The organism is Baekduia sp., assembly GCF_035996765.1.
In the GTDB taxonomy this organism is placed as follows: domain Bacteria; phylum Actinomycetota; class Thermoleophilia; order Solirubrobacterales; family Solirubrobacteraceae; genus Baekduia.
Genome location: NZ_DASYJG010000028.1, coordinates 1 through 18761, shown reverse-complemented (window position 1 = coordinate 18761; position 18761 = coordinate 1). Strand labels below are relative to the sequence as shown.

Annotated in this window: 16 protein-coding genes; 8 read left to right on the top strand and 8 right to left on the bottom strand. The window is 70.7% G+C overall.

Features of this window, described 5'->3' with window-relative positions; all coding sequences use genetic code 11:
• Nucleotides 1-12: 12 nt before the first annotated feature.
• Complete coding sequence (locus VGO10_RS06035) at nucleotides 13-2718, bottom strand: SBBP repeat-containing protein (protein WP_327466197.1); 2706 nt, start codon at nucleotides 2716-2718, stop codon at nucleotides 13-15.
• A gap of 127 nt (nucleotides 2719-2845) precedes the next feature.
• On the opposite strand from VGO10_RS06035, the gene VGO10_RS06030 reads away from it, so the two are divergent.
• Genes VGO10_RS06030 through VGO10_RS06015 form a run of 4 tightly spaced genes read left to right on the top strand, consistent with a single transcriptional unit; the run spans nucleotide 2846 to nucleotide 6054 of the window.
• Nucleotides 2846-4249, top strand: a complete 1404-nt coding sequence (locus VGO10_RS06030; protein ID WP_327466196.1) for a glutamate decarboxylase — start codon at nucleotides 2846-2848, stop codon at nucleotides 4247-4249.
• Nucleotides 4250-4281: 32 nt separating this feature from the next.
• Nucleotides 4282-4878 (top strand): TetR/AcrR family transcriptional regulator, encoded by a 597-nt coding sequence (locus VGO10_RS06025; RefSeq protein ID WP_327466194.1) that lies wholly within the window; start codon nucleotides 4282-4284, stop codon nucleotides 4876-4878.
• The gene (locus tag VGO10_RS06020) at nucleotides 4875-5645 is read left to right on the top strand and encodes an acylphosphatase (protein WP_327466192.1); all 771 of its coding nucleotides are present in this window, start codon (nucleotides 4875-4877) and stop codon (nucleotides 5643-5645) included. Before VGO10_RS06025 ends, VGO10_RS06020 begins: the two co-directional genes overlap by 4 nt.
• A 10-nt stretch (nucleotides 5646-5655) precedes the next feature.
• The gene (locus VGO10_RS06015; RefSeq protein ID WP_327466190.1) at nucleotides 5656-6054 is read left to right on the top strand and encodes a VOC family protein; all 399 of its coding nucleotides are present in this window, start codon (nucleotides 5656-5658) and stop codon (nucleotides 6052-6054) included.
• 22 nt (nucleotides 6055-6076) lie between these two features.
• Here the strand turns inward: VGO10_RS06015 and VGO10_RS06010 are convergent, their stop codons facing one another.
• Complete coding sequence (locus VGO10_RS06010; protein WP_327466188.1) at nucleotides 6077-6733, bottom strand: class II aldolase/adducin family protein; 657 nt, start codon at nucleotides 6731-6733, stop codon at nucleotides 6077-6079.
• A gap of 106 nt (nucleotides 6734-6839) precedes the next feature.
• Between VGO10_RS06010 and VGO10_RS06005 the strand changes: the two genes are divergently transcribed.
• The 4 genes from VGO10_RS06005 (at nucleotide 6840) to VGO10_RS05990 (ending at nucleotide 11322) form a co-directional block, all read left to right on the top strand.
• On the top strand, nucleotides 6840-8534 hold the full coding sequence (locus VGO10_RS06005; protein WP_327466186.1) for a hypothetical protein: 1695 nt from the start codon (nucleotides 6840-6842) through the stop codon (nucleotides 8532-8534).
• 5 nt (nucleotides 8535-8539) lie between these two features.
• Nucleotides 8540-8956, top strand: coding sequence for a hypothetical protein (locus VGO10_RS06000; protein ID WP_327466184.1), 417 nt, complete (start codon nucleotides 8540-8542; stop codon nucleotides 8954-8956).
• Nucleotides 8957-8969: 13 nt separating this feature from the next.
• Complete coding sequence (locus VGO10_RS05995; protein WP_327466182.1) at nucleotides 8970-9758, top strand: oxidoreductase; 789 nt, start codon at nucleotides 8970-8972, stop codon at nucleotides 9756-9758.
• A 79-nt stretch (nucleotides 9759-9837) separates the two neighbouring features.
• Nucleotides 9838-11322 (top strand): glucoamylase family protein, encoded by a 1485-nt coding sequence (locus tag VGO10_RS05990; RefSeq protein WP_327466180.1) that lies wholly within the window; start codon nucleotides 9838-9840, stop codon nucleotides 11320-11322.
• Nucleotides 11323-11457: 135 nt separating this feature from the next.
• Here VGO10_RS05990 and VGO10_RS05985 read toward each other — a convergent pair whose 3' ends face one another.
• The 6 genes from VGO10_RS05985 to VGO10_RS05960 all read right to left on the bottom strand — a co-directional run.
• Nucleotides 11458-11910 carry a hypothetical protein gene (locus tag VGO10_RS05985; protein ID WP_327466178.1) on the bottom strand — a complete coding sequence of 151 codons (453 nt, stop codon included), beginning with the start codon at nucleotides 11908-11910 and terminating at the stop codon, nucleotides 11458-11460.
• 587 nt (nucleotides 11911-12497) lie between these two features.
• A complete protein-coding gene (locus VGO10_RS05980) occupies nucleotides 12498-14618 on the bottom strand; it encodes a hypothetical protein (RefSeq protein ID WP_327466176.1) in 2121 nt (706 codons plus the stop codon).
• A 41-nt stretch (nucleotides 14619-14659) separates the two neighbouring features.
• Nucleotides 14660-14857 (bottom strand): hypothetical protein, encoded by a 198-nt coding sequence (locus tag VGO10_RS05975; protein WP_327466174.1) that lies wholly within the window; start codon nucleotides 14855-14857, stop codon nucleotides 14660-14662.
• A 133-nt stretch (nucleotides 14858-14990) separates the two neighbouring features.
• Nucleotides 14991-16031, bottom strand: coding sequence for a threonine aldolase family protein (locus VGO10_RS05970; RefSeq protein ID WP_327466172.1), 1041 nt, complete (start codon nucleotides 16029-16031; stop codon nucleotides 14991-14993).
• A 10-nt stretch (nucleotides 16032-16041) separates the two neighbouring features.
• Nucleotides 16042-16737 (bottom strand): SDR family NAD(P)-dependent oxidoreductase, encoded by a 696-nt coding sequence (locus tag VGO10_RS05965; RefSeq protein ID WP_327466170.1) that lies wholly within the window; start codon nucleotides 16735-16737, stop codon nucleotides 16042-16044.
• Nucleotides 16734-18761: DUF6421 family protein (locus VGO10_RS05960; protein WP_327466168.1), on the bottom strand; the 2028-nt coding region annotated here is incomplete at its 5' end. The genes VGO10_RS05960 and VGO10_RS05965, both read right to left, overlap by 4 nt.

Genomic DNA, 18761 nt, shown 5'->3' with positions numbered 1-18761 from the left:
GGCGACCCCGCGCTATTTGCCGCGCTTCGCCTTGCCCGGCTTGAGCGTCACCGACGAGGTGTGGCGCACGGTCTTGTGGCCCTTGGCGGCCACCGAGACCGACACGGACACCTTGAGCTTCTTCCTGGCCTTGACCGCGGCGCGCATGAGCTTCATCCCCGCCTTGGTCAGCTTCACCTTGAACTTGTAGGTCCCGAGCTTGGCGAAGTTCTTCTTGAACGAGAAGAGCACGACCGGCTTGACCTTCTTCTTGGCCGCCGAGTCATAGCCGACCGGTGAGCCACCGCCGACGCCCTGGCCGTTGTAACCCGGGATGCCCGATGGGCTGGCGCTGCCCGAGCCGCTGTAGGCGCCCGGATAGGCGGGGTAGGTCAGCGGGATCTGCACGCTGAAGCCACCGTTGGCCAGCAGGCGCGCCATGTCGTCGCCCGTCAGGCCGCCGAGCAGGTGGCGGTCCAGTTCCGCGTAGGCCTCCTGTCCCTCAGCGGTCTTGACGGTGATCGTCTCGCCCTTGGAGGTCGTGAGCGTGAGCACGAGGCCGGGCGCCGTCGCCGTGGGGCCGGGCGTGCCGGGGGGATCCGTCGATGGCGAGCCGCCGCCGGTCCCGGTGCCGGTCGTGATGGTCCCGCCGCCTCCGCCGGGTACCGGCGCGCCGATCTCGGCGACGAACGCGCCCGAGTTCGCGGTGGTGTCCGCCGCGCCGACGGTCACCGGGAACGGCCCGCCCGCGCCGCCGGCGACGAGCACGTTGCCGTTGGGCGCCATCGCGGCGGCGTGGCCGCTGTCCTGGCCGTTGCCGCCGAGGTAGGTCGAGAAGACCAAGGAGCTGCCGTCGGCCGCGAGCTCGGACACGAACGCGTCCCCCGAGCCGCCCGCGTAGTAGTCCTGCGCGGCGTCGCCCGTGACCGGAAAGCCCTCCGCCGCCTCGCCGGTGACGTAGGCGTGACCCGCGCCGTCGACGGCGATCCCGTAGCCGTGATCGGTGTTCGAGCCGCCGAGCAGCGTTGCGTAGACGATGGCGCTCGCGCTCGGGTTGAGCTTGATCACGTAGGCGTCGTTGCCGCCGGGCGACGTGGTCTGCAGCGCGCCGGCCGTCGTCGGGAAGGGCGCCGTGCTGACCCCCGTGAGGTAGGCGTTGCCCGCCGCGTCGACGGCGATCGCCTCGCCGCTGTTGCTCGCCGTCGTGCCGCCGCCGAGGAAGGTCCGGTAGACCAGCGTGCCGCCGGAGGTGAACTTCTCCACGAACGAGTTGTTGGCGTACATCGGGCCTTGGAGGGTGGCCTGCACGACGCCGCTGGTCGTGGTCATCGCGGCCTGTGCGAGGCCGCCGACATAGACGTTGCCGCTGGGATCGATCGCGACGCCGTGGCCGACGGCGCCGGGCGTGCAGGCAAACCAGCTGAGCGCGGTGCCCGATGGCGAGATCTTGCCGGTCGCCAGGCCATCGCAGCCGTGGAAGTTGGGGAAGTTACCCGTGAAGTACGCCGAGCCGTCGGTGCCGACGGCGATGCCGTAGCTGCCGTCCTGGTCGGCGCCGCCGACCAGCGTCGAGTAGACCAGGCCCGTCCCGGACGGGTTGAGCTTGGCGACGAAGCCGTCGGCGTAGCCGGTGCCGTAGGCCGTCTGGAAGGCGCCAGCCGTGGTCGGGAAGGCGCCGGCGCCGCTGGGCGCGTTGGTCGTACCCGTGATGTAGGTGTTGCCCGCACCGTCGACGGCCAACCCATAGGCGTAGTCCTCGTGCGCGCTGCCGAGGTAGGTCGCGTACTGGACCGCGGTACCGCTCGGGTTGAGCTTCTCGACGAAGACGTCGTCGTAGCCGCCGCCGTAAGCGCTCTGGACGCTGCCGGCGGTCGTGGCCAGGTCGTCACCCTGCGCGGCGTTTCCGGCGATGTACACGTTGTTGGCGGCGTCGGCGCCGACGCCGGTGGCGATGCTCGAGTGACCGCCGCCGAAGGTCGAGAACGCGACCGAGGGATCGATGACCAGCGCCTTCGAGCGGTCATAGGAGCCGAGCGCCACGCGGATGTGACCGCGACCGACGACGAGCCGGCTCGCGACGGGCGTCTGGCCGGTGGTCCCGTCCTGGAAGGAGATCGGCGGCGCCATCCGCAGCGTCGCGCCGCCGCGGGCATGCACGATCGCCCCGCCGTGCCCGTCGCTGCGGACGCTCGTGGCGCCGGGAAGCGTGAGGTCGATCGTGCGCGGATCGGCATGGGCCGCGACGGCGAGGTCGTACTCCAGCGAGCCGTTGGTCCCGCGGAAGGCCAGGTCGATCCCCGGCCAGACACCGCGGTAGCGCACGCCGGCGAAGGTCGGCACGTCGCGCAGCCAGCGGGAGCGGTCGCCGACGAGGTAGCTCACACGGCCGGCGTGCGGGCCGACCGCGCGGGGCGTTCCGAGCGTGCCGCCCGTCGCCGCGAGCCGCACGTGGGAGAGGCGCCCTTGCGGCGAGGAGAGCGCGACGCGCACCTGGCCGCGCCCCAAGCCGACGGCAAAGCCGTCACCGTGGGCCAGGAAGTCGACGGAGCGCGGCGCCTGTCCGCGGTTGGCCTCGAAGCTCATCGCCAGCCGCGTGGGGCCCGCCGTCCGCGGAGCTGGGGCGGCGTGGCGTGGCGCCGAGGACGATCCACCGATCGCCACGGCGCACGCGCCGCCGACCGCGACGGTCGTCAGGGCGCCGAGCGCCGTCCATCCACTCATCCACCGCTGTGCGCTCACGCGGGCGATCATAGGTCCCGTTTTCCGTGCATTCGCTGCGCTTTGGGGCGGCGTACGCGGTCTTGCGTACCGAGATCGCACCCGCCCACCCGTCGCCTCCCGGGCGCTGACCTGCGAGCGTGGTGCCATGCCTCTGCACCACGCCTCGCCCGCGCCCCACGACGAGGACGCCGGCCTGGCGATCCGCCCGCAGTTCGCACCGGCGGGAGCGCCGGCGACGGTCCCCAAGCTGCGCCTGGGCGACCGCGAGCTGTCGCCCGAGGCGGCCTACCAGGTCGTCCACGACGAGCTGCTGCTCGACGGCCGCTCGCGGCTGAACCTGGCGACGTTCGTCACCACCTGGATGGAACCCCAGGCGCGCGTGCTGATCGACGAGTGCCTGGACAAGAACATGATCGACAAGGACGAGTATCCGCAGACCGCGGAGCTCGAGCGGCGCTGCGTCGCGATGCTCGCCGCGCTGTGGGGCGCCGAGGAGGCCAACGGCGACGCCACCGGCTGCTCGACCACCGGCTCCAGCGAGGCGTGCATGCTCGGCGGGCTGGCGCTGAAGTGGCGCTGGCGCGAGCGCCGCCGCACGGCAGGCCTGGCGACCGACCGCCCCAACTTGGTCATGGGCGCCAACGTCCAGGTCTGCTGGGAGAAGTTCTGCCGCTACTGGGACGTCGAGCCGCGGCTGGTGCCGGTCAGCGCGGACGCGACCCACCTGACGCCGGAGGGTGCGGTCGCCCAGTGCGACGAGAACACGATCGGCGTCGTGGCGATCCTCGGCTCGACCTTTGACGGCAGCTACGAGCCGGTGGCCGAGATCGCCGCCGCGCTCGATGCGCTGCAGGCCGAGACCGGCCTCGACGTGCCGCTGCACGTCGACGCCGCGTCGGGTGGCTTCATCGCACCGTTCCTCGACCCCGAGCTGGTCTGGGACTTCCGCCTGGCACGCGTGCAGTCGATCAACGCCTCGGGCCACAAGTACGGGCTGGTCTACCCGGGCGTCGGCTGGGCCATCTGGCGCGACAAGGCCGCGCTGCCGCAGGACCTCATCTTCGACGTCGACTACCTCGGCGGCCGGATGCCGACCTTCGCGCTGAACTTCTCCCGTGGCGGTGCGCAGGTCGCTGCGCAGTACTACAACCTGATCCGGCTCGGTCACGAGGGGTATCGCCGCGTGCAGCAGGCCTCGCGCGACACGGCGCTCTGGCTCTCCGGCGAGATCGCCAAGGTGGGGGACTACCGGTTGATCAGCGACGGCGGCGAGCTGCCCGTCTTCGCCTTTGCCCTCGCCTCCGAGGACGAGGGCTTCAGCGTCTACGACGTCTCCGAGAAGCTGCGCGCGCGAGGGTGGATCGTCCCCGCCTACCCGATGCCACCAGGCATCGAGGAGCTCGCCGTGCTCCGCGTCTGCGTCCGCAACGGCTTCTCGCGCGACCTCGCATCGATCTTCCTCGCCGATCTGCAGCACGCCACCGCGCATCTGCGCCATCGCGCGGACGGCCCGCCGCCGGATGAGGTGCGTGCGTCGTTTCATCACTGAGCATGCGGAATATGTGCGACGATGCTGTTTCCGTGGCCGACCGCAAGCACATCATTCTCGACGCGGCCATCAGCGTCATCGCGCGCAAGGGCTTGGGCGGCTTGCGGGTCGAGGAGGTCGCCGAGCGGGCCGGCGTCGCGGTCTCGTTGCTCTATTACCACTTCGACAATCGGCGCGGCCTCGTTCGCGCCACGCTCGAGCACGCCAACGAGCGCGCTGCGCAGACGATCAAGGACCTGAGCGCCGACCAGCGCACGGGCGCCGAGCTCATCATCACCATGTTGCTCGCCGAACTGGAAGACCCGGCGCAGGCCCGCGAGCTCTCGGTGCTGTGGAGCGAGGTGATGGCCTCGGCGTTCTTTGACCCGAGCCTGCGCGATCAGTTGGCCGAGGCCAGCGATCGCTGGGCCGCACTGGTCGCCGACGCGGTGTGGCGCGGCCAGGAGGACGGGTCGATCGGGGCGTTGACGGCGCCGGCGGATCTCGCCGCCCTGCTGACGTCCATGGTCGACGGCCTCAGCGCGCGCTGGCTCGCCGGCCTGATCACGCGCGAGCGGGCGCGGGAGCTGCTGGCGATGAGCGTCATGTCGATGCTGGGCATCCACCATGCCACCGTCTCCCGGCCATGAGTGGCGCCACGGCGGTCCGCGCGGTGGTCCAGGGCAAGGTCCAGGGCGTCGCGTTCCGTGACGCCGCCGTCCGGCGCGCCCGTGCGCTCGGGGTGCTCGGCTGGGTGCGCAACGACGACGACGGCACCGTGGCGGTCCACGCCGAGGGTCCGCCCGACGCGCTCGACGCCTTCACCGCGTGGCTGCACGAGGGGCCGGCGGCGGCGCGGGTGGACGGCGTTGCGATCGCCCCGGTCAAGGTCGAGGGCCACGAGCAGTTCGCGATGCGCGGTGTGAGCGCCGGCGTCTTCGTCGTCCAGGAGCACCAGGCGACCGCCCACCACTACGACCTGCGGCTGGAGGTCGACGGCATGATGCGCTCGTGGGCGGTCCCGAAGGGCCCGTCGATGGATCCCGCGGTCAAGCGCCTGGCGGTCCAGGTCGAAGACCACGGGCTCTCGCACAACGACTTCGAGGGATCGCTGGGCGACGGTGGCGTGATCATCTGGGACCGCGGCAGCTATGAGCAGGGCGGCCGGGTGCCCTGGCCCGAGGCCATCGAGCGCGGCCACGCCGTCTTCGTCTTGCACGGCGAGAAGCTCCGCGGCGGCTTCGCGTTGCAGCGCACCGGCCCACCAGACGCCGCCAAGCCGCAGTGGCTGCTGATCAAGCGTCGTGATGATGATGCGCAGCCCGGCTCCGACGTGACCGCTGAGCAGCCGCGCTCGGTGGCCAGCGGTCGCACGCTGGGAGAATCGCTGGGTCGTCCGGCCTCGAAGCGCGCGTAGAGTTGCGGTCATGAGCACCGTTGAAGCCATCGTCACCGGCGTCGACTTCGTGTCGATGCCCACGCAGGACATCGAGCGCGCCGTCGCCTTCTACGGTGAGACCCTCGGCCTGGAGCGCTCGGCGTACGTGCCGGAGCGCAACTACGCCGAGTTCGAGACCGGGACGGTGACGATCAGCGTCGTCGACCCGGTGAAGATGGGCATCGGCGCGTTCGCGCCGAACACCAGCATGCTCGCGCTCCGCGTCGAGGACGTCGCCCAGGCGCGTGCCGCGCTCGAGGCGCGCGGCGTGAGCTTCGGCGGCGACACCTTCGACACCGGCGTCTGCCACATGGGCTTCTTCGCCGACCCCGACGGCAATCCGCTGCTGCTGCACCACCGCTACGCGCCGCGGGTGCCGGAGGGCTGAGCGCCCGGCGGCGCGCGGACGCTCAGCGCCCGCGGAGCGCGCGGTCTTGCGCGTCGACTGCGCCAAGCTGCTCTTCGCCGAGCAGCGTCGGCGTGCCGAAGACGTGCGCGTGCCAGAAGACCGACGCGAGCCACTCGAGCTGGCGGGCCTGCTCGACGGCGCGATCGAGCGTCGTCGCGGTGACGACCGCGCCGTGGTTGGCCATCAGCGCGGCGGACCGGCCGGCCAGCGCGGCGGCGACACCTTCGGCCAGTTCGACCGAGCCGTAGGTCGCATAGGGCGCGACGCGCACCGGCCCGCCGAACTCGGTCGTGACGTAGTGGATCGGCGGGATCTCGTCGACGAGCGTCGAGAGCACGGTCGCGAAGTGCGAGTGGGTGTGGACGATGGCTTGGGCCTCCGGTGCCGCCGCGTAGACGGCGAGGTGCAGGGGGAGCTCGGACGAGGGCAGCGAGCTGCGCGCATGGTCGGGCGACACACGGCCATCGGCGAGCGCGGCGCAGACGCAGTCGGCGGGGTCGATGGCGTTGAGCCGACTGCCGCGCGGCGTGATCAGCAGATGCTCGCCGCGGCGGATGCCGAGGTTGCCCGAGGCACCGACGACCAGGCCGCTGCCGGCGACGTCACGTGCGGCCTCGACGAGCGCGACGCGGTCGGCGAGGGTGAACGGGTCGGGCATCACGGGATCCTCGCACGCGCGCGCGTCGATGCTGAGGTACGCACAACCGCGTACCGCAAGCCGAGCGGGCCCCGTGCGAGGCTCCGGGAAGTGGTAGGTACTGGCCATGCGACGGAGCGCGTGGTTGGTCCTAGCCCTGGCGATGCTGGTCTGGGCGCCGGGTGCTGTGGCCGCAGCACCCGCCACGCCGGAGTACTTCACCTTCCCGGCGGGCTACGGCGTCGACGACTGGGGGGTGACCTCCGACGGCGCGGGCAACGTCTGGTTCACGGCGAAGGGGCCGACGCACGCCTCGACCGCCAGCTCGACCCAGCCGACACCGTCGCTCGGGCGGCTGATCCCCGCGCAGGCCTCGCCGGGGACCAGCGACGGCATCGCCTTCTTCCCGCTGCCCGATCCGGACTCGGTCAACTGCTGCGCCAACCAGGCGCGGGGCGTCACCTTCAACCCGGTCGACGGCAAGCTCTACTACGTCCGCGACGACGGCGGCATCGGCTCGGCGCTGCCCTCCGCGCTCGTCGCCGGGACGACCAACGGCTTCAGCTCGGTGACGCTCCCGGGCAACGTGGACCTCTGGGACATCGCGCCCTCGCCCGCGGGCGGCGCGTGGTTCACCGAGCACAGCTCGAGCAACGTCAGCCCGACCTTCTACGGCGATCGCATCGGCTACTACAACGGCAGCGTCACCGAGGGCCCGAACATCGCGGCTCAGGACGGCGCCTCCGCGCTCAGCCCCACGCGCTTTCCCGCCGACCCGTCCGGCATCGGCGTCGATGCTGCAGGCCGGCCGTGGTTCGTCGAGGAGAACCCCGGCAACCCCGGGTACCGCATCGGGACCTACGGTGGCAACGGTCAGCACTACGACGAGTACCAGGTCAGCCCGTGCGAGGCCGTCTCGCCGTGCTCGGGCTCCTACACCGGCCAGGGCCTGACCGATCTCGCGATCGCCCCCGACGGCGGCGTCTGGTTCACCAACTACCTCAACAAGAAGTTCGGGCGCTTCGACCCTGGCAGTCATCAGATGGTGCAGTACACGCTGCCCTCGATCGACCCGACGCTGGCGGGCGGTCAGCCCTGGCACATCACGGCCGCGCCCGACGGCACGCTGTGGATGACCGTCCGGCCGTCGTCCTATGCCGGTCCCGGCAACGCGATCGTCCGGATCGTGCCGAGCGCCACGCCGACCGCGACCGTCACCCATCTCACGACCGACGCGTTCGCGCTGGGCATCGGCGCCGACAACGCGGGCAACATCTGGTTCGGCACCACCGACAACAAGCTGGGCCGCCTGGCCGGCGTGGTGGGCGCGACGCCCCCGCCGCCGGCCGATCCGGGGACGGGTGGTGGCGGCGGCACGACGCCCGCCGCGCCCACGCCCGCCGCGCCCGTCAACCCGCCCACGACGCCGCCGGTCGTCCTCAAGCCGGCGACCGTCGGCACCTCCAGCCTCACGCCGCCGCAGACCGACAACGGCGCGATCAACACCAACCAGATCTGCGTCGGTCCGCCCGAGGCGCGCTGCTCGCTCGTCTACCTGATCAAGGAGCACGAGTACGTCACGGGCTTCCCGTCGTCGGTCAACAAGAAGCGCAAGAAGCACCAGCCGCGCGTGCTGGGGACCAAGACCGTGACGCTGCATGGCGGGCAGAAGGCCAAGGTCACCGTCAAGCTCAACAAGCTGGGCAAGCGGATCCTCAAGGGCAAGCACAAGCTCAAGATCGACTTCAGCGCTACGCAGAAGCTCGCCAACGGCAAGACCAAGACCGTCACCAAGAAGACCCTCACCCTCCGGAGCAAGTGAACCCCATGACCCGTCGTGCCCTCGTCCTCGCCCTGCTGACCGCGTTCGCGCTGCTGGTCCCCGCCGTCGCCCTGGCGGGCGTCAAGCGCGGGTACTACATCGAGGTCTTCAGCCAGACCTACATCCAGACCAACAAGGCCGCGACGTCGATCAAGTCCTTCAGCTTCCCGTGCATGGTGAACGGCACCCAGCAGGGCGGCAGCAACATCACCAAAGGCCTCAAGCTCTCCTCGACCGGCGCGTTCTCCTACAGCGGCAAGACGACGCTGCGCAGCTCCAGCAACTCGGTGATCTCGGTCAAGATCACCGGCAAGTACGTCAACGGCAAGCTGAAGGGCACCATCAAGTACCTGACCGACGGCGTCGCCTGCGCCGACCGCAGCTACTCGGCCAAGTACTACGGCGTGAACCCGCAGGGCTGACATAGTCGGAGGCATGGACCTCCAGCTGCAGGACAAGGTCGCGGTCGTCACCGGCGCCGGCAAGGGCATCGGCCTGGCCATCACGAAGATGCTGGTCGACGAGGGTGCTTTTGTCGTGGCAGCCTCGCGCACGACAGACACCCTGGAGGGCTTGGAGCGCGTGACGCCGGTCGCGATCGACCTGATCGCGCCCGATGCGCCGGGTCGGCTGATCGCCGCGGCCGTCGAGGCCCACGGCCGCGTTGACATCCTGGTCAACAACGTTGGCGCAGTCCGCCTGCGGCTCGAGGGCTTCCTCGGCACCAGCGACGAGGAGTTCGAGTGGTCGCTGCAGATGAACTTCCTGACGGCGGTGCGCGCGACGCGCGCGGCGCTGGGGCCGATGCTCGACCAGGGCCGCGGCACGATCGTCAACACCGCGTCGGTCAACGCGTTCTACGAGCCCGACGCGGGCGTCATCGACTACGGCGCGGCGAAGGCGGCGCTGGTCAACTTCTCCAAGTCGATCGCCCAGGAGTTCGGCCCCAAGGGCATCCGCATCAACTCGGTCTCGCCCGGCCCGGTCGCGACGGACCTGTGGCTGGGGGAGGGCGGGGTGGCCGACACCGTGGCCAAGGCCAGCGGCACCGACATCGCCTCGGCGCGCGAGCAGATCGTCGCGGGCATGGGCGGCTTCCCGACCGGCCGCTTCACGACGCCTGAGGAGGTCGCGACGCTCGTCGTCATGCTCGCCTCCGAGCGCACCGCCAACGTGACGGGCTCGGAGTACGTGATCGACGGCGGGCTGATCAAGACGACCTGACCGCGGCCTCCAGGTTTCGGTCTGAGCCGCAGACGGGTATCCGGGCGCCGCAGGGTCAACGGTCGGAGGGAGCTGTCCCATGCGGTCCAAGGCGGTCGCGGCGCTCGTCGCGCTGTTGGTGCTCGTCCCCGCTGCCTCGGCGGCGGCCGGGGGTGGTCACGGCGGCGGTGGCGGCGGTGGCGATCAGCAGCAGTTGCGCCAGTACGCGCAGCGCACCTGGGCCTCTATGGCGGCGATGACCGATCCCGGGTCCGGCCTTCCGGCCGACATCCTCAACGCCGACGGCTCGACCAGCGTGCAGACGTCGACGACGAACATCGGCGCCTACATGTGGAGCGCGGTCGCCGCCCGGCGGCTGGGGATCATCGACCGGCGCGAGCTGACCGCGCGCTTGACCAAGACGATCACCACCCTGGAGGGGATGGAGCGCTTCGGCGACACCGGCCAGTTCTACAACTGGTACGACCACAGGACCGGCGCCAAGCTCACGGCCTGGCCGCCGGCCCCGACCGACGAGTTCCACCCCATCTTGAGCTCGGTCGACAACGGCTGGCTCGCGGTCGGCCTGCGGATCGTGCAGCGCTCGGTTCCGGAGCTGTCGCAGCGCGCCGGCGCGCTCTATGACGCGATGAACTTCGGCTTCTACTACCGGCCGGACGTCAACCGCGTGCTCTTCCATTACCGGCCCGATGATCCGGCCGCGTCGCCTTGTTGCTACGACACGCTGGTCAGCGAGAGTCGGATTGTCGATTACCTCGGGATCAGCAAGGGGCAACTGCCGCAGAAGGAGTACTACGGCCGGGTGCGCACCTTCCCCGAGACCTGCGACGGCGCGTTTCAGGAGGCGCGTCCGACCGGGGTGACCCGCACGTACTTCGGCGTGCCGGTCTACGAAGGAGTGTATGACTACAACAACACGACGCTCGTGCCGTCGTGGGGCGGCAGCATGTTCGAGGCGTTGATGCCCGATCTCTTCGTGCCCGAGGAGCGCTGGGCGCCGGCCAGCTGGGGGACCAACCATCCGCGGACGGTGGCGGCGCAGATTCATCATGGTCTGGTCGAGGCGGGCTATGGGTATTGGGGCTTCTCGCCGTCCAACACGCCGGAGGGCGGCTATGGGGCCTACGGGGTCGACGCGGTGGGGATGGACCCGAACGGCAACCCGTCCAACGAGGACCGCACGCTGGTCGACCACGGCTTCCCGGGGTGCCCGGACGCCAATCGTCCTGCGGTCCCGGACCCGCCGCCGTCGGCGTACACCAACGGTGTCGTCACGCCGCACGCGGCGTTCTTGGGGTTGCGGTTTGCGCCGCGCGCAGCGATCGACGACCTCGGCCGCCTCGCCCGCAACTTCCCGGACATGTACGGACCGTGGGGCTTCCGCGACAGCGTCAACGTGCAGACCGGCGTCGTGTCGGGCTCGTACCTGTCACTGGACCAGGGCATGATCATGGCCTCGCTCGGCAATGCGCTGGGCGGGGACGTGCTGCGGGATGCGTTCGCGGGTCGGGAGGAGGAGCGGGCGCTGCGGCCGGTCATTGGGATCGAGCGCTTCGGTGGCTGAGCCGCGGGGCGGGTCCCGCAGGGCGACCGCTGCCCTCGGTCGCTGCGGTGCGCTCCGGACTCTGTCGCAGGTTCGTCACGGTCCCGGGCACGTTGACCGGGACATTTCCGGTCACGTGCCCGGCTTTCGGGAGGCCTAGGTGCTTCGGACCTTGATGGCCTTGGCGTAGGCGCCGAAGAGGCGGTCCAGCGCCTGGGCCGCGAGGCGGTCGACGGTGATCTCGGCGAGGAGGTCGGGGTCGATGGGCTTGTCGACGGGCAGTCCGTCGAGGCGGTCGTTGTTGCAGCGGGCCAGGTCGTAACGACGATGGCGCAACTGCTCGATCAGATCGTCGGTGAGCGGAACCTCGAAGGTCGTCGCGTCGGCGTCGACCTTGTCGGGGTCCCAGCCGACCGCGGTGATGAGTGCTGTTGCGTCGCAGAAGCGCATCGCCAGCACGTATTGGGCTTCGGGGCCGTAGAGGAGGAAGTCCTCGAAGAGCTCGTGGCCGAGGTCCATGACCGTCTTGGCCTGGAGGCGGAGGACGTCGGCGGTCTCGCGATCGACGACGACCGTCGTGCGAGCGTGGGTACGCTGCGGGGTACTCATGGGAGGTACTACTCCTTTGGGTCATGCCCCCGGGCCGTTACAGCGGTCGCGGGGGTCTTGATTTGGTTGGAGGCGGAGCCTAGCTGGCCGGTCGGACGGAATTGGTCAGGTGCGCACTATTGGTGCAACGTCGCAATCCCGTTACATACCGACCACACCAACAACTCTGGGTGCCGACGTTTGGGTGCCCAGTGCAGGCGGGGTCGCGGCTCGCGGCGTGGGCCTGTCGTCCGCTTCGGCCCGTGCTCGGACGTCCGCGCGAGCGGTCCGGGTCGTCTCACCCTCATATGCAAGGGCCAGGCGCCCCGGAACGATCCGGGGCGCCTCACGGTGAACTATTCACCATGAAACGCCCCGCATCTCCCGCGCCCCGGCGCCCGCGGACAACAGACCAACGCCGCGAGCCACCGACCCCGCTCACTCCCCTCGATGCCAAACAGACCACGCCGCGAACCCCGACCAACGTCCGCACGGAACACCACCGACAACACGCGCCACCCAAGCGCCGCAACACCAGCGCACGCCTCGCGACCAACGCCCCACGACGTCAGTCTCAGGCGGTCCGCCACCCGAGCCGAATCACACGCTCACCGCGCCCGATTCACCTCATCCGCCACCTCCATCAGCGCCCCCTGCTCATAGAAATCCGTGGCGATCAGCGACACCGGCATCCCACGCGCCTTCTCACATTCCGCTATCCGCTTGCGCAGGAACGCGCGCGTCAGGATCGCCCCGTTGGCACTCGCCGGCGGCGGGAAGCGGTCGATCCAGTGGTTGAGCATCAAGAACGGGCTGCTCGCGGTGCCGCGGTAGCGCTTGCACTGCAGCTGTCCCGGCTGCTGGGCGCCCAGGGGCGTGTCCTGGATCCAACTGAACGCGTCGTTGAGCCAGGGGACCGTGCCGCTCGGCGTCTTCTCGGTGAAGACCACGAGGCGGTGACCGCTGGCGATGAGCTCGCCAAGCGTCGGCAGCGGCTGGTCGTGGCGCAGCGTCGCCGCGTACTGCGCCGTGTCGGTCTCGTCGAAGGACCGCTGCAGGTCGGCGTCGGTCACGTAGGACTCGAGGATCAACACCAACACGGTCGACGGGTTGGCGCGCAGATAGGTGCGCATCGTCTTCAACGTGTCGGTGAAGCGCGTGGCGCCGAGCTCGCAGACCGTGTGGCAGAGCCAGACCTCGCGCGGCCCGCGCGCGTTGCCCGACCTGCTGAGCGAGACGCCGAGGCGGTCCAGCGCGGCGATCGCCGCCGGACTCAGCTCGCGCGCGACCTTGTTGGCGTCGCGGTTCTCATCGTCGAAGTCGGTCTGGACGCGGCCGCCGCGGAGCGTCCGGCCGTAGTGCGGGTCCAACAGGAACAGGCGGATGCCGTCGGTCAGCTGGCGTCCCACCGAGCGGCGCTGGTTGGGCAGCGACCAGCCGGCGACGTCGGCGGCCGCCATCGCGTTGTGGGTTCCGGGGAAGAGGACCTCGTTGAGGCGGCGGTTGCAGAGCTGCGGCAGACCGTTGCAGCCTGCGGTCGGGGTGATGGCTGCACGCACCGGGCTGTCGTCGTGCAGGACAAGCGCGGCGGCGCCGGAGGCGGCGAGCACGGTGATCAGCGCGGTCGCGGCCGCGACCGCGACGCGACGGCGGACCGCACGCGACGGCGTGGCGGTGCCCTGTGGGGCGGCCGAGGGCGATCGCCCGAGCGCGGTCAGCAGCTCCGTGCTCCCCACCAGGACAAGCCCGGCGCCCAACATGTAGGCAATGGCCCGCAGCGCCAGGCTCGGGAAGAGGAGGACGGCGACGCCGAGCACGCCGATCGCCGCGCCGCGCAGCCCCAGTGCCCACGGCGTCTCCGGTCGCCGGGCGAGCTGCTCGAGCCGGCGCCGCACGGCGCCAGGGTCGAGCGCCGAGAGGATGCCGGCGGCCAGCAGGAAGCCGACGACCGCCCCGATCAGCAGCAGGCCGGCGAGGTCGCCGAGGAACGCGTCCCAGACGCCGCCGACCGCGGCACGTACATCGTCGGTCGGGATCTCGTTGGTGCCGTCGACCGACCCGATGACGATGGTGCGCGCGGTCGACAGCGCGATTGCGGCAACGGTCGCCACGACGCCGACCGTCAGGCCGTAGCGGGCCAGCGCGCGGCCGCGGTCGCTTGCGGTGACCAGCGCGCTGATGAGCAGGACCAGGGCGAGCGCCGGCAGGAGGATCGACCAGTGCCGCAGACGGTCGGCGGCGTTGAGCGTGTCGTCGGCGAAGGGCCGCTCGCGGAGGTCGATGAGCGTCGCGTCGGCGTGCTCGGGCAGCCTGGCGGCGACGTTCGGCGCAAGGCTGCGCACCCCGGAGAGCACGACGGTGCCGGTGTCAGCGAGGTTGAGGACGAACGCGTCGCCGCGATCGAAGAGCACATGATGGCCTTGGAGCGCGGCGGTCCGCACGATCGAGCGAAACGGCCCGGTGCCGACGACCGTCTGCACCACGCTCTCGAGCAATGGACGCGCCGACAGGAGGTCTGGTTGGCCACGCTCCAGGACACCGACAACGACCTGGCGTGCCACGACCTGCCGGACGGCCGGCTCCTCGAGCGCCGTGACCGCACGATCGGCAAACGCATCCCGGTCGGCAATCTCCGCCCGCAGATACACGGCGAAGATCGCAGCCACCGTCGCGAGCGCCGCAAGCAGCGACAGGACCACAGAGACGAGATCCCGGCCGGACCAGCGCATGGCGCAGACCCTACTGCGCCGCAGCCGACGCGCCGTGTTGGTCAGGCCGGAACAGAGACCGACGACGCGAAGACGGTCTCGCCGACCGTGTTGCCGTCGTCATCCTGCGCGATGAGGAAGACCTCGCCGGCCGACTCTGGTTCGGCTTGGGCGATCCCTGCGAGGCAGTCGAGAGCAGCAGCGCGATCATTGAACGCGTCGACGAGGTTCCCGGTGCTGTCGAAGATGGAGTAGGTCATCGCTTGCAGTGCCAAGGGTAGAGGTCAGTCGCTGACATCACCGTTACGGCGGCGGCGAACGAACGCTCGTCGTTTTGTGAGGTGCATAGCGTTACGAGACGACGAGCATCGTCGAGCAGGCAGGACGCGGCGCCTATGCGGCGCCCGGAACCGCGATGGCCGCGCGCTCCAGCGCGGCCGCGAACTGGTGCACGTCGTCCTCGGTCGTGTCCCAGGAGCACATCCAGCGGACCTCGCTGGTGGCCTCGTTCCAGGTGTAAAAGGGGAAGTCGGGGCGGACGGCGTCGGCGAGCTCCCGGGGGAGGGTCGCGAAGAGGGCGTTGGCTTGCGGCGGGCGCGTGACCCGGATGCCCGGGATCCCGGCGACGCGCTGTGCGAGCAGCAAGGCCATGGTGTTGGCGTGAGACGCCGAGCGGCTCCAGAGGTCGCCCTCGAGCATCGCGACGACCTGCGCCGAGAGGAAGCGCATCTTGGAGGACAACTGCGCATGCTGCTTGCGCATCCAGGCGAAGCCCTCGGGTGCGGGATCGCGCAGGAAGATGGTGGCCTCGACGCCGAGCGCGCCGTTCTTGGTCAACCCGAAGGAGACGGCGTCGGCGCCGATGGCGGTGGTGATGTCGCCCAGGGAGGACCCCAAAGCGACCGCCGCGTTAGCCAGGCGCGAGCCGTCGATGTGCAACAACAAGCCGTTGGCGTGGGCGACGTCGGCCAGGGCACGGAGCTCGTCGACCGCGTACACCGTGCCCAACTCGGTGGTGTTGGCCACCGAGATCACCCGCACCTGCGGCGCATGCTCATCGCCCTGGCGCGCGAGCAGCGGCTCGATCTGCGCTGGCGACAGCTTCCCGTCGGGCGTCGGCAGCGTCAGCAGCTTCACGCCGGCCATCCGCTCGGGCGCGGCCGCCTCATCGACGTGCAGGTGCGAGGTCTCAGGCGTGACCACGCACTCCCAGGACCGCGTCAGCGCGCCGAGCGACAGAACGTTGGCGGCGGTGCCGTTGAAGACCAGCCACGGTTGGGCGTGCTCACCGAAGTGCGCCCGGATCAGCTCGGTCGCGCGGGCCGTCCATGGATCGGCACCGTAGGAGACGGCGTGGTCGGCGTTGGCCTCCGCGATCGCCGCCAGGACCTCGGGGTGGGCACCGGCGTAGTTGTCGGAGGCGAACGCGCGCATGCGCTCCAGCCTAGGACGTGTGCAGGCTCAGCCGCTGCCCGTTCATCTTGCGCGCCGCATCGGAGCACAGGTAGACGAGCGCGTCGGCGATCTCGTCCACGTCGGTGAACGTCTTATAGGCCTTGTCCGGGTTCTCCGCGCGCATCTGCGGCGTGACGATCGCCTGGACGACCGCGACGTTCGCGGTGCCCTCGGTGTCGGCCAGCTCGGCGGCGAAGGTGAGCGTCCAGGCCTCGGCCGCGGCCTTGGTGGCCGCGTAGGCGCCGTTGCCGGCGACCGGCTTGCCGGCCACCGAGGAGGAGACCAGCGCGAAGCGCCCGCGCGAGCCGGCGGCCTTCAGCAGCGGCGCGAACGCGCGCGTCGTGTGCACGACGCTGTGGAAGAGCAGCGACTCCAGGAAGTCGAGGTCCTCCAAGTTGGTGTCCTCGATCGTCTGGCCGCCGCGCCAGCCGCCGACGAGGTGTAGAAGGCCGTCGACCTCGCCGAGTGCGTCGGCCCAGGCCTGCGCGCCCTCGGCGGTGATGAGATCGGCCGCGCGAGCGTCGCCGGTGATGTCGCGCACGACGTCGAGGTGGCCGTCGGTGCGGTCGGCCGCGGCAACCCAGGCGCCGGCGTCGGCCAGCGCGCGGACGACCGTCGGGCCGAGGCCGCCACCGGCGCCGGCGACCGCGATGCGGCGGCGGGCCAGGACACCCTCGGAGGTCATACGGCCACCGCGGCGGCCGGGGTGGCGCCGGTGGGCCGCGCGATCACGGGCTCCAGCTTCTGCTTGAGCGAGGTGTAGAACATGGAGAGGGGAAACTCATCTGGGTTGACGTCGTCGATGTAGCTGCGCGGATCCTCGACATCTGGGTAAGCCCGCACGGCCGCCGCCCACGTCGAGCCCGACGTCGCCGGCACGTAGCGCGCGACGAGATCATGCGCCGCGCCCCACTGCGCGAGCTTGGAGCGGTCGATGCCCTCGCGGTAGAGCGTCTCGACCTCGGCGCGCAGGCCTGCGACGCCTTCGGCGAGGCGGTCCCATTCGATGGTGAGGCGGTTGTCGGTCCAGTGCACGAAGCCGTGGCGATGCAGGTAGGCGAAGAGCAACTGCCCGCCGAGGCCATCGTAGTTGCGCACGCGGCTGCCCGTCACCGGGAAGCGGAAGATGCGGTCAAAGAGGATCGCGTACTGCACGTTGCGCGCGAAGGCCATGCCCTCGGCCTCGAGCTTGACGGCCTCGCTAAAGGCGGTCAGGTCGCAGCGCAGCTCTTCCAGCGAGTACATCCAGTACGGCATGCGCTGGCGGATCATGAAGGGGTCGAACGGCAGATCGCCGCGGCTGTGGGCGCGGTCGTGGATGAGGTCCCACATGGCGTAGGCGTCGATCGACAGCCGCTCGGAGGTGATCAGCGCAGCGGCGTCGGGCGGGAGGTTGACGCCGACGGTGTCGGCCGCGGCGCCGACGGTCCGGCGGAAGCGCTCGGACTCGCGGTCGCAGAAGATCGCGCCGAAGTGGTTCACCTCGGGCTTGACGGCGACGCTGACCGTCTCGGGGAAGAGGACCGCGCACTCGGAGTCATAGCCCGCGGTGTGATCGGTCAGCGTGACCGGGACGAACTTGGCGTTGTCATAGCGGTCGCCTTCGAGCTCGGCGAGCCAGTCCGGCCACGGCACGGCGACCAGCAGCGCCTCGAAGCGCCTGTCGCGCGAGCCGTTCTGGGTGTACATGGGGAAGAGCACGAGGTGCTCGATCCCGTCGGCGCGGTGGCGCTCCGGGCGGAAGAGCTCCAGTGAGGCGCCGAAGTCCGGCTTGGGGAAGTCGGCGGAAGCCCAGGCGCGGAGGTCGGTGACCGCCGCGGTCAGGTAGTCGGCTTGGTGGGCAAAGCGCGGCGCGAGCGCTTCGACCGCGCCGGCCATCGTCTCCACGTGCGCGCGAGCAGCGCCCTCGTCCTGCGCGGCAAGGTCGACCGAGCCGTCGGCCTCCTGCAGGACGCGCAAGGCGTCGGTGGCGTCGCGCAGCGTCGCCCACGCCAGGTCGGCCACGGCCTCCGAGCCGCTGTCGCCGGCGGCCCGCGCGAAGGCGGGCGCGGCGGCCCAGCCGACGAGGTTGGCCCACAGCGCCTCGTGACCGAGGTCGCCGAGGCAGTCGTCGCCGAAGAGGTCGGAGTCGGCGAGTGCCACGACACGGCCCGCGCTGTGGCGGACGGCCACGGCCAGCGCTGCGCCGGGCGTCGAGGCGCTCGGCGCGGTGCGCGCGAGCACCTGCACGTCGGTGCGGGCGGCGACCGTCAGCGTGCCGGCGCGATAGAAACAGACGTCAGTCACGCCGGCCAGGAGATCACCGGCCGCGCCGCGCTCGCTTCGCCCCAACTGCGCGCGCACCCATGACGGCGTCGCGTTGAGGTTGCGCTCGTAGTCCTGGACGGTGTCGTGCTCGATCGTGATGTCGAAGCGGGCGAGCAGCATGTTGAGGTTGTTGCCGTACTTGTCCTGTTCGCTCTCGCCGAGGACGATGAGCCCGCCGCCGGCGGTGACGAAGGCCTCCAGCGCGTCGAGCTCGGCGTTGGTGAGGACCGGCGAGCCCGTGCCGGTCGTCGCCTCCCACTTGGGCTCGCTGGGGTGGGCGAGGACGACGACATCGGTGCCGTCGAGGGCCGCCGCGTCGAGCGCGCCTGCGGTATGTGTGTCGACCGCGACCCTCCGTGCACGGAGGGTGTCAGCCGCGCGCGCGTACGAGACGTCGGCGGG

Coding starts and splice junctions, on each gene's coding strand:
- VGO10_RS06030 (WP_327466196.1), top strand. CDS start 2,846: ATGCCTCTGCACCACGCCTCGCCCGCGCCCCACGACGAGGACGCCGGC.
- VGO10_RS06020 (WP_327466192.1), top strand. CDS start 4,875: ATGAGTGGCGCCACGGCGGTCCGCGCGGTGGTCCAGGGCAAGGTCCAG.
- VGO10_RS06015 (WP_327466190.1), top strand. CDS start 5,656: ATGAGCACCGTTGAAGCCATCGTCACCGGCGTCGACTTCGTGTCGATG.
- VGO10_RS06010 (WP_327466188.1), bottom strand. CDS start 6,733: ATGCCCGACCCGTTCACCCTCGCCGACCGCGTCGCGCTCGTCGAGGCC.
- VGO10_RS06005 (WP_327466186.1), top strand. CDS start 6,840: ATGCGACGGAGCGCGTGGTTGGTCCTAGCCCTGGCGATGCTGGTCTGG.
- VGO10_RS06000 (WP_327466184.1), top strand. CDS start 8,540: ATGACCCGTCGTGCCCTCGTCCTCGCCCTGCTGACCGCGTTCGCGCTG.
- VGO10_RS05995 (WP_327466182.1), top strand. CDS start 8,970: ATGGACCTCCAGCTGCAGGACAAGGTCGCGGTCGTCACCGGCGCCGGC.
- VGO10_RS05990 (WP_327466180.1), top strand. CDS start 9,838: ATGCGGTCCAAGGCGGTCGCGGCGCTCGTCGCGCTGTTGGTGCTCGTC.
- VGO10_RS05985 (WP_327466178.1), bottom strand. CDS start 11,910: ATGAGTACCCCGCAGCGTACCCACGCTCGCACGACGGTCGTCGTCGAT.
- VGO10_RS05980 (WP_327466176.1), bottom strand. CDS start 14,618: ATGCGCTGGTCCGGCCGGGATCTCGTCTCTGTGGTCCTGTCGCTGCTT.
- VGO10_RS05975 (WP_327466174.1), bottom strand. CDS start 14,857: ATGACCTACTCCATCTTCGACAGCACCGGGAACCTCGTCGACGCGTTC.
- VGO10_RS05970 (WP_327466172.1), bottom strand. CDS start 16,031: ATGCGCGCGTTCGCCTCCGACAACTACGCCGGTGCCCACCCCGAGGTC.
- VGO10_RS05965 (WP_327466170.1), bottom strand. CDS start 16,737: ATGACCTCCGAGGGTGTCCTGGCCCGCCGCCGCATCGCGGTCGCCGGC.